Origin of the sequence: Mucilaginibacter sp., from assembly GCF_036383575.1 — a bacterium.
GTDB lineage: Bacteria > Bacteroidota > Bacteroidia > Sphingobacteriales > Sphingobacteriaceae > Mucilaginibacter.
The window spans coordinates 1-4,457 of record NZ_DASVOB010000412.1 but is presented as its reverse complement, the minus strand read 5'-3'; the positions used below and the strand labels follow the sequence as shown (position 1 = coordinate 4,457).

The 4,457-nt window shown below is 42.7% G+C and carries 4 protein-coding genes; 1 reads left to right on the top strand and 3 read right to left on the bottom strand.

Annotation, left to right across the window (positions count from 1 at the left end; translation table 11 throughout):
- Window positions 1-178: 178 nt before the first annotated feature.
- The 3 genes from VF500_RS14430 to gatB all read right to left on the bottom strand — a co-directional run bounded on the left by VF500_RS14430 (window position 179) and on the right by gatB (window position 3,590).
- Complete coding sequence (locus VF500_RS14430) at window positions 179-868, bottom strand: response regulator transcription factor (RefSeq protein WP_330860336.1); 690 nt, start codon at window positions 866-868, stop codon at window positions 179-181.
- Between the two features lie 106 nt (window positions 869-974).
- A complete protein-coding gene (locus tag VF500_RS14425; RefSeq protein WP_330860335.1) occupies window positions 975-2,120 on the bottom strand; it encodes a TlpA disulfide reductase family protein in 1,146 nt (381 codons plus the stop codon).
- On the bottom strand, window positions 2,121-3,590 hold the full coding sequence (gatB, locus tag VF500_RS14420; RefSeq protein ID WP_330860334.1) for an Asp-tRNA(Asn)/Glu-tRNA(Gln) amidotransferase subunit GatB: 1,470 nt from the start codon (window positions 3,588-3,590) through the stop codon (window positions 2,121-2,123). It lies immediately after the preceding gene.
- A 283-nt stretch (window positions 3,591-3,873) separates the two neighbouring features.
- On the opposite strand from gatB, the gene VF500_RS14415 reads away from it, so the two are divergent.
- Window positions 3,874-4,386 (top strand): hypothetical protein, encoded by a 513-nt coding sequence (locus tag VF500_RS14415; RefSeq protein ID WP_330860333.1) that lies wholly within the window; start codon window positions 3,874-3,876, stop codon window positions 4,384-4,386.
- The last annotated feature ends 71 nt before the right edge of the window (window positions 4,387-4,457 follow it).

Genomic DNA, 4,457 nt, shown 5'->3' with positions numbered 1-4,457 from the left:
TATAACTGTCGAAGACCTCATTTGGCTTTAAATTATCAAACACCTCAATTTGTACATCAACAAAAAATCCTTGCTGGTATCGACCAACAAGGACTATCTTTAAAGCATTAATTTCTGTCAACCTATTTTAGGACGACTCATTTAAAACTCTCCGCCAGCTGGCGGACCGACCGGAGGGTTAAGCTTCAAACTTATAACCTACTCCTTTTACAGTAGCAACGCAATCGTCGCCCAATTTTTCGCGTAGTTTACGGATGTGTACATCAATGGTACGGTTGGTAACTACTACCGAATCTTCCCAGATGTTTTTAAGGATCACCTCGCGGGTGTAAACCTTGCCTGGTTTTGAAGCCAGCAGGTACAGCAGTTCAAATTCCTTTTTGGCTAAAACTACTTTAACACCTTTTTGGTAAACCAGGTAAGCTTCGCGGTCAATAACCAGGTCGCCTATTTCCAGTTTATTATCAACTACATCTTCTGATGGGGCGTTACGGCGTAGGATAGCGTTTATGCGGCTAACCAGTGCGCGGGGCTTTATAGGTTTTGCAATGTAATCATCGGCACCTACGTTAAAACCGGCAATTTCTGAATACTCTTCGCTGCGGGCTGTCAAAAATACCATAAAAGTGTTCTTAAACTCGGGCATGGTACGCATAATGCGACATGCTTCTATCCCATCCATCTTAGGCATCATGATATCCAGTACAATCAGATCGGGCAGGGCTTTCTTTGCTTCGGCAACAGCTTCCTGGCCATTACGCGCTAAAAACACCTGGTAACCCTCCTTTTTGAGGTTATACTCAATCAGTTCTAAAATATCCGGTTCATCATCAACAATAAGTATTTTCTGTTTTGCGGTGCTGCTCATGTTGCGTTAATTTTTTTGTATAAAAGTATACGCTTTACAACAGCTAATGGTTAAGCCAATATTAACAAATTGTTAAACGTTACCTAATATTAACCGTAAGTTGAGGCTATTTAAATGTTTTATTTAAAAAAGCTTCAAGATCGGCGCCCGTAATATTCTTGGCAACTATATTTCCCTGAGGATCAATGATAAAATTTGACGGAATAGCCTCAATATGATAAAGAGCCTCTGTAGGGCCTTCAAAGCCATTTAAATCAGAACCATGCGCCCAGGTAAGTTTATCGTCGTTAACAGCTTTTTGCCACTCCCCTTGCCCCTTATCTAACGATACACCTAAAATATTAAAGCCTTTGCCTTTAAAAGTATTGTATTGTTTCACCACGTTAGGGTTTTCCTGGCGACAAGGCTGGCACCATGAAGCCCAGAAATCGATCATCACATATTTGCCTTTGTAATCAGATAGTTTAATCGGCTTCCCGTCAATACCCTTAACAGTAAACTCAGGGGCTTTATGACCAATTGATATCGGCTTAACCTTGTCCATTTGTTTAATGAACTTTTGTACAGTAGGGTTATCTTTAAAATCACCCCGGATGTCATCGGCAAATTTGATCAGCTGCCCTTCGTATTTGGTAGGATCAAGTGTGGTAGCTGCATAAAAACCTGCAAGTGATTTTTTGTTATCATTCACAAATTTCAAAACGGCCTCTCCGCTTTCGCTCACGTTTTTCAAAAATATAGGCATGTATATTTTTAGCAACGAATCATTACGTTCGCCATGCGATTTTTCCTGGTACTCTGCAAAAAGCTTGGCGTTTTTATCACCATAAATATTGCTGATACGGTTAAACTCTTTTATTTTATCCGAATCATCTGAGCCCTTAATGGTGTACTCGTGGTTTTTATTGTTATTGTCTGTTTCAAACTCGATATCGTCGCCATTTTTAGCAATGAAATCAAAAAGGTTCTCGCCCTGCATTTCGCTTCCCTGCGGACCGGTATTGCCTACACGAAGTTTAAACAGGTTTGGATAAAGCGCCACATGCTTGAACTCAAACTTGCCGCCCTCGCCCAATGAAGTAGAGTCGACAACTTTTAAGCCCGAGCTGTCAGCCTCGATCAAATAAACAGCCTTAAGATTACCCGGATTTTTAATAGTTCCTGAAACGCTGAACTGCGATTTATTTTTACAAGAGTACATGCCTGCGCTAAGCAATAACAGCGCGCCGACAGCCATATTTTTAACTTTCATTTATTTAGCTTCTAATTCCTTTATCAATAGCTGGTTAGTTTTCTGTGGGTCGATCTTGCCTTTGGAGCTTTTCATGATCTCGCCCATAAACAGGCCTAAAACGCCCTTTTTCCCCTTTTGGTATTCCTTAACCTTATCAGGGAATTTGGCAATGGCATCCTTTATAAAACGGGTTACATCATCACCATCAGCACTGATCAGCAGGTTAAGTTCTTTGGCCAGATCCTCCGGTTTTTTACCCGGCTCCCTGACCATAGCAGGGAATAACTTGTGCGAAGCTACAGAATTATTTATCACCCCGGTGTCAATTAGTTTGATGAGGGCGGCAAGGTTTTGCGGCGTAACAGCAAAGTTACCAATGGTTTGGTTATGATCATTCAGGTACGAACGTACCGCGCCCATCAGCCAGTTGGCAGCAGCTTTATAATGATCCGTATGTTTTATCAGCGACTCAAAATAGACAGCGGTATCCCTATCGGCAGTAATTACCGAAGCATCATAGGCCGTTAAACCTAATTGCTCTATATATTTATGATATAACTGTGCAGGTAAAGCAGGCAGGCTTTTGCGGATGTTCTCTACATACTCGTTACTAAGCTTCAACGGCGGCAGATCCGGCTCCGGGAAATAGCGGTAATCATTGGCCATTTCTTTCGAGCGGAGAACCGATGTTTCGCCTGTATCGGCATTAAAGTTTAGTGTATTTTGGTCGATATGGCCTCCGGCCTCAATAATATTTACCTGGCGAACAAACTCATGCTCAATAGCACGCTGCACGTTACGGATGGAGTTAAGGTTTTTCACCTCACAGCGGTTTCCATAGGCGGTTGCGCCTTTAAGCCTTACCGAGATATTGGCGTCGCAACGCATACTGCCTTCTTCCATATTGCCATCGCAAATATCAAGGTAGCGAAGCAGCTTACGCGTTTCTGTCAGGAACTGACCAGCCTCTTCTGCACTGCGCATATCCGGTTCAGATACGATCTCAACCAGTGGCACACCGGCACGGTTCAAGTCGATCAGTGAATCGGCATGGTGCTGGTCGTGCATGCTTTTTCCGGCATCCTCTTCCATGTGGATATGGTGCAGGGCGATATTCTTTTCAGTGCCATCGGCAAGCTTTACAGGTACGTGACCTTTAAGACAGATAGGCGCGTGATCCTGGCTGATCTGGTAACCTTTAGGCAAATCGGCATAAAAATAATTTTTACGGGCGAAGCTATTATTAAGGTTGATAGTGCAATTACAGGCCAAGCCCATTTTAACGGCATATTCAACCGCCTTTTTATTAATAAAGGGCAAGGTGCCGGGATGCCCCAGCGATACCGCACTAACATGGCGGTTAGGTTCGGCACCAAAGGCAGCCGAATCTGCCGAGAATACCTTACTTGATGTAGATAGCTGTGCGTGTACTTCGAGGCCTATTACCAACTCATACTTTTCGGCTACCCCGTCTGCGAGAACTGTCATAAAAATAAAAATTCAGCTATGATTTTACTGATGTATAAAAGTCAAATATATAAAGATTAATACAGTAAAAGCACCATTTTGCTTTTAAAACAACGCTAAAAGTGCAATTATATAGTAGCAAGGTAGGGGTTATAGAGATTGACGGCTGTTGATTGCCGATCAGGCCCTGAAAATATCCAATTCAAATATGCCCGCCATCATCCCATTAAACTTTCGGTAATTAATGCCGTCTATTTATAAAAGGCACAGTAATTGAATATTGCCGGATACTTAGACAGACACCATGAAAAAATTAATTTTAGGAATGCTTGCGGGATGTTTTGTGCTTGCAGCTTCGGTTACAAAAGCAAATGCACAGGTAAGCGTAAATGTAAACGTTGGTTTATGGAACCCGCCCGCCGAATATGCAGGTGTTAACTATTATTACCTGCCCGATGTAGAGAGTTACTACTATGTGCCAACCCATCAATATGTTTATTTAGATGGCGGCACATGGGTTAGAAGGGCTGCTTTACCCCCTCGTTATAGAAGTTACAACATTGCCACCGGTTACAAGGTAGCTGTAAACCGCCCAAGGCCATACACTTATTTTGCGCATGACCGTGATACTTATTCACGCTACCGCGGCACCCGGAACGTTATCGTTCGTGATCATTATCATACCCGGGTAGTGAACCGTACACACGTAGTTAACCGCACCAGGGTGGTAAACCATAACTCAAGGCCGCATACAAGAGTGGTTAAACGTACCCGTGTGGTTGAACACCGTGTACACAATAATGGTCATCACCATTAATATTTATTGAGATTTATACATAACAAAAACGACCGCTTCTGTTGAGGCGGTCGTTTTTTATAACCCGATAT